This is a genomic window from Myxococcus vastator, assembly GCF_010894475.1.
Taxonomy (GTDB): domain Bacteria; phylum Myxococcota; class Myxococcia; order Myxococcales; family Myxococcaceae; genus Myxococcus; species Myxococcus vastator.
Genome location: NZ_JAAIYB010000530.1, coordinates 1 through 5,375, shown reverse-complemented (window position 1 = coordinate 5,375; position 5,375 = coordinate 1). Strand labels below are relative to the sequence as shown.

Genomic DNA, 5,375 nt, shown 5'->3' with positions numbered 1-5,375 from the left:
GTGAGAATGTTGGCTGCCGTGCAGATTTCCGGCGCGTGACAGTGGGGCGGGCGGGGCGGAGATGTTAAGCGGCTGGTACATCGCCTTGGCCCGTTCTCACACCCACCGCGTGGACGCACTTTCGACCGGACAGGACCCTGGTGGCGCCAGCCACGGTGGGTCGGACGCCACGGGGCTGGACACCGCCCTGCTGGACCAGATGCCGGAAGCGGTCGTGGTCTGCTCGCTGGACGCGCTCTGTGTCCATGTGAATCCCTCCCTGGAGCGGCACCTGGGGCAGCCGCGTGAGGAGCTGCTCGGCCGGAGCCTCTGGGGGCTGCACCCGGAGTGGACGGAGCCTTCCTTCCAGGAGCGCTTCCGCCAGGTGGCCCGGACGGGCGAAGCCGCGGAGTTCGAATGTCACACCGCGCCCCAGGACCGCTGGTTCGTGAAGCGGCTGTTTCGCGTCCATGAGCGCGTCTTCCTGTTCTCGCGAGACATCACCGCGGAGAAGAAGCAGGAGGCGACGCTCCGGGCCCTCTACGACGAGATGCGCCGGGCGCAGCGGCACGCCGCCTTCCTGGCCCAGGCCAGCGAGGTGCTGGCGTCGTCCCTGGAGCACGACCTCATCCTGCAGCGCATGGCCCACCTCGCCGTCCCCATCCTGGCGGACGCCTGCGCGGTGGACCTCCCCATGCCGGACGGGCAGGTGCGCCGCGCCGCCGTGGCCTTCTCCAAGCAGGCGCTGGCGGCGTCCGCGCAGGACTTCCAGGCGCGCTATCCCATCCGCTTGGAGGACGCGGCGGGCATCGGCAAGGTGCTGCGCACCGGCGTCACCGAGTTCACCCCGGACTTTCCCGCCATGCTCGCCGCCGCGCAGGGGGGCGACCCGGCATATCAGCGGGCCGTGGAGGCGCTGGGCATCAGCGCGTACATCATCGTCCCGCTCGTCAGCCGGGGCCGGGTGCTGGGGGCGCTCACGCTGCTCAACTCGGAGTCCCGGCGCAGGTACACGGAGGCGGACGTGCGGCTGGCGGAGGACCTGGCTCGCCGCGCCGCCACCTCGCTGGACAACGGCCGGCTCTACACGGAGGCGCAGGAGGCCGTGCGCGCCCGGGACTCGTTCCTGTCCGTGGCGTCTCACGAGCTCAACACGCCGCTGACCTCGCTCATGCTCAACATCCAGGCGCTGCGGCGCGACATGGAGCCGCGCGCCAGCGGCGGCCCCACGTCACCGGAGGCGCTCTCCACGAAGGTGGTGGCGGTGCAGCGGCAGGTCTCCCGCCTGTCGAGCCTGGTGCGCGAGCTGCTGGACGTGTCCCGAATCACCGCGGGGCGGCTGCGGCTGGAGCGCGAGGACCTGGACCTGGCCGCGCTCACCCGCGAGGTGGTGCCCCGCTTCACCGAGGACCTGGCGCGCGCGGGCTGCGTGCTGCGGCTGGACGCGGGGAGCGCCGCCACCGGCCATTGGGACCGGTTGCGGCTGGAGCAGGTGCTGCAGAACCTGCTCTCCAACGCCATCAAGTATGGCCGGGGCCGCCCCATTGAAGTGCGGGTGGGGACGGAGGCGTCACGCGCCTGGCTGTCGGTGAAGGACCAGGGCGTGGGCATTCCGCCGGAGGGGCGCGCGCGGCTCTTCCAGCGCTTCGAGCGGCTGGCCAGCGAGCGGCACTACGGCGGGCTGGGGCTGGGCTTGTGGATTGTGAAGCAGATTGTGGACGCCATGGAGGGCCGCATCGTCGTGGAGAGCGCGCCCGGCCAGGGCTCCACCTTCACCGTGGAGCTGCCGCGCCAGCCGGGGTGACGAGGTGCGAGCGCACGCCGGAGGACACCACCCAGAGCTGATGGGACGTGCGCGTCACCGCCACGTGCAGGCGGCGGCGTGACTCGTCGTCCACCGGGTAGGCGCGCGCCGTCGCGTCCGGGAGGATGACGTAGTCGAACTCCAGGCCCTTCACGCTGCCCACGTCGGTGACATCCACGCCGGGCTCGAAGGTGAACTCGCCGTCGCGCACCAGCCGCGCCCAGGGCTGGTCGGCGACGACGCGGTAGATGGCCTGCGCGGACTCCGGGCTGCTGGCGATGACGCCCACGGAGGCGTGGGGCTCGCGGGCGACGAGGTCCCTGAGCGCCTCGCCGATGAAGAGCTGCGCCTGGGCCTCGTCCGGGAAGTGGTGGAAGCCCACGGGCGCGCCCGCGCGGCCGGTGGCGGTGGCCTCCGGGGCCTGGGCACCCAAGACCTGCCGCGCCAGCTCCACCACGGGGCGGGGACACCGGTAGGAGACCTGGAGCCGGCAGGTGGCGGCGTCGCGGATGTCGAGCTCGTTGAGGACGGCGGGCCAGCCCGCGAAGCCCGCGTCCGTCTGCTGCATCTCATCGCCCGCGAGCGTGCAGCTCTTGCCCTTGCCCAGCAGTTGGCGGACGGCGAAGAGCTCGAAGAGGGAGAAGTCCTCGGCCTCGTCCAGCACCACGTGCGCCAGCCGCTCCAGGCCCAGCGAGGTGTGCTGCGCCTTGAGGAACATCAGGACGGCCAGGTCGTCCAGGTCCACCGTGCCGGCCATGGCGTCCGGCGTGTCATCCTCGATGGAGCGCCCGTCCACGGTGATGAGCCGCTCCGCGTCGGTGATGTCCTTGAGCGCCTTGGACAGCGGCGTGGCGAGCTGGAGGCGCGTGTGCTCCAGCGTCTCGTCGATGGCGGTGCGAGGAAGCTCGCCCTTGGCGGCCGTGACGACGCTCTCCAGGAAGCGCCGGTCCATGTACGCGTCCGCCATCCGCGTGCGCAGCCGCTCCAGGGTGGTGCCCGCGTCTGTCTTTGGCACGCCCACGCGGGCGGCCAGCGCGCGCCGCAGGGTGGGGTGGCGCTTGAGGCGGGACACCAGCGGCGGCGTGTCATGCCACAGCTTGATGCCGGGCACGTTGAAGGCGGAGCGCGCGGTGGCCAGCAGCCAGGCATCCCGCGTCTGCACGGCCACGTTGCCCAGGCCCAGCGGCGCCAGCAGCCGGCGGGACAGCCGCGCCAGCCCTTCTTCCGGGACGATGAGCTTCATGCGGGCCTGGGGGAACGTCCGCGGATCGTCGAAGGCCAGCTTCGCCAGCCGGTGCAGCGCCACCGTCGTCTTGCCGCTGCCCGCGCTGCCCAGCACCAGCAGCGGCCGGTCCGGGCCGGTGCTGACGGCCTCGTACTGCTCGGCGTCCAGCATGGCGGTGACGCCAAAGGCATCCTCGAGGCGCCGCGCGCCCTTGCCAGTGCCCAGGAACTCCGGCCGCGCCGCCGTCCCCGCGCCGCCCGACTGGAGCGTGGAGAAGTCGCGGCTCACGCCGCGCCATTCGCCGTCAGCGGAGCGCTCCAGCACCAGCGCGCCGGAGATGATGCGCGTCAGCACGCCGCGCTCGATGATGACCAGTCGGCGCGTCTCCACGCTGCCCTCGGCGAGCCGCTCACCAAAGGACTCCTCGTAGTCGTCGCCTTCCTCGTAGCAATAGAAGACCCGGGCCACGGGGGCGAAGCGCCAGTCGATGACGCGCACCCCAGCGCCCACGTCCGCGAACGTGGTGCGGCCCAGCAGGTAGTCGCGCGGACCGCCTTCGCCATTGAGGCGCAGGTGCGCGAAGTAGGGGGCCTGTGGGTCCGGAAGCTTCACGCCCTCCTGGCGCTCCATGAGGGAGCGCATCTGGTTCATCTGCGCGAAGAGGTGCGGCAGGTCCGCCACGGCCGCGGTGGAGGCTTCGTCCCGCAGCACCTGCAACTGGGCGACAAGTCCTTGAGCGTCCTGTCCGCGCGCGGACTTGCGCCGCGCGGCTTCCAGCGTGGACTGAACACGGGCCAGCAAGGCCTCTTCCTCGGCGATGATGGCGCGGGCATGGTCCGGCAGCGACGCCTCGACGTGGCTCATGCGCGGCAAGGTGAACCTCGGCAGGGTGTGCGTCAACCTGTTGTTTTTCCTGAGAGAAATGCTGTCTTTTTGGTATTCTGTACCAGAGAGGGATGGACATGCGCGGTGTGAGCCAGCGGCTGCTGCTGGTGGGGCTGGTGGTCCTGGCGTGTACGGCCTCCGCGTCCCGCAAGGTCCTGTACGAGAAGCAATCGCCCTACACCCTCATCTCGGTGACGGAGGACGCGGAGGGGCGCCGGTATTTGGGCTTCGATGCCTCGGGCGCGCTGCAGAGCGTGGTCTGGCGGGGCAAGCCGCTGGACCTGGTGCTGCCGTACACGCAGGTCTCCATGGTGGGGCTGGCCTACGTGCCCGCGCCCAAGCGCATCCTCATCGTGGGCCTGGGCGGTGGGGCCATGCCCATGTTCCTGCGCAAGGTGGTGCCGCGGGCGCACATCGACGTGGTGGACATCGACCCGGACGTGGTGACGGTGGCCAGGCGCTACTTCGGCTTCCGGGAAGATTCGCTCCTGCGCGCGCACGTCGGAGACGGCCGGCGCTTCATTGAAGCCGAGCGGCCCGCGTATGACCTCATCTTCCTGGATGCCTATGGCCCGGACAGCATCCCCGAGCACCTGGCCACGCAGGAGTTCCTGAAGGCGGTGCGGGCGAAGCTGAGCCCCCAGGGCGCGGTGGTGGGCAACGTGTGGGCCTTTCCGCCCAACCGTCACTACGACGCCATGGTGCACACGTGGCAGGTGGCCTTCACGCAGCTGTATGAGTTCGTCGTGCCGCAAAGCTCGAACCGCATCCTGGTGGGCGTGGGGTACGAGGAGAAGGTGGCAGCCAAGACGCTGGAGGCGCGCGCGGAGAAGCTGGAGCGCACCCGGGGCGTGCCGTTCGATTTGAGCGGGCTGGTGGACCGGGGCTACACGGACGCCACGGAGCGCCAGCGGCGAGGCAAGGTGCTGAAGGACGCGGACCTGCCGAAGCCCGCGTCTGTGAATACGCCAGCGCAGGTCCGCTGAGCCTCCGGGGCCTTGTTGGCCAGGATTGCGGAGGTGTCTGGATTTTGCAGGCGCGCCTGTGAACCCCAGCCCTTGGCCTGTCTTCCCGTGGATGGTATGAGCATTCCGTCCGTCTGGCCTTGAGTCCAGGGCCCGCGCGGTTCGCGCATTGCCTTCGCCTCGTCGCTGTCAGCAATCACTTCCGCTCGGAGGAGGCGGTGGGGCGTGTCCCTGCGTGCTGCTCCCGGGTCCGTCCCTGGAGTCTGTCTGGATGTCGCCCCCGCGTGTATCCCTCCCCTCCGCCTGTCGGCCCCGTGTCGCCGTCATGGCCGTGGCGCTGCTGCTGAGCGCGTGCGCCACGCTGCCGCAGCGTGGGCAGATCGTCATGCGCGACGTGGCCTTCCCGCTGCGCGACTTCCGCTTCCCCTCGGGGCTCCGCGTGGTGGTGGAGCAGGATGCCCGCTCTCCCGTGGTGGCGGTGGTCGCGGTGGTGGGCGCGGGGGTCTCCAGTGACCCG

General features: G+C 70.8%; 4 protein-coding genes. 3 read left to right on the top strand and 1 reads right to left on the bottom strand.

All coding sequences use genetic code 11. The features are described from left to right. Positions 1–61: 61 nt before the first annotated feature. Positions 62–1,783, top strand: coding sequence for an ATP-binding protein (locus tag G4D87_RS33130; RefSeq protein ID WP_163786685.1), 1,722 nt, complete (start codon positions 62–64; stop codon positions 1,781–1,783). Here G4D87_RS33130 and G4D87_RS33125 read toward each other — a convergent pair. Further along, positions 1,752–3,872: an ATP-binding domain-containing protein gene (locus tag G4D87_RS33125; protein ID WP_163786684.1), complete on the bottom strand. Its 2,121-nt coding sequence runs from the start codon at positions 3,870–3,872 to the stop codon at positions 1,752–1,754. The two genes, G4D87_RS33130 and G4D87_RS33125, sit on opposite strands and share 32 nt — an antisense overlap. 92 nt (positions 3,873–3,964) lie before the next feature. On the opposite strand from G4D87_RS33125, the gene G4D87_RS33120 reads away from it, so the two are divergent. Further along, entirely contained in the window at positions 3,965–4,879 is a 915-nt protein-coding gene (locus tag G4D87_RS33120) for a fused MFS/spermidine synthase (protein ID WP_163786683.1), read from the top strand. A 250-nt stretch (positions 4,880–5,129) separates the two neighbouring features. Then, positions 5,130–5,375, top strand: a 246-nt coding sequence (locus G4D87_RS33115; protein ID WP_163786682.1) for a hypothetical protein, incomplete at its 3' end; no start/stop codon positions are given.

What these genes read in the sequence shown, in the direction of transcription:
- G4D87_RS33120 (WP_163786683.1), top strand. Translation starts at nt 3,965, where the DNA reads ATGGACATGCGCGGTGTGAGCCAGCGGCTGCTGCTGGTGGGGCTGGTG.
- G4D87_RS33130 (WP_163786685.1), top strand. Translation starts at nt 62, where the DNA reads ATGTTAAGCGGCTGGTACATCGCCTTGGCCCGTTCTCACACCCACCGC.
- G4D87_RS33125 (WP_163786684.1), bottom strand. Translation starts at nt 3,872, where the DNA reads ATGAGCCACGTCGAGGCGTCGCTGCCGGACCATGCCCGCGCCATCATC.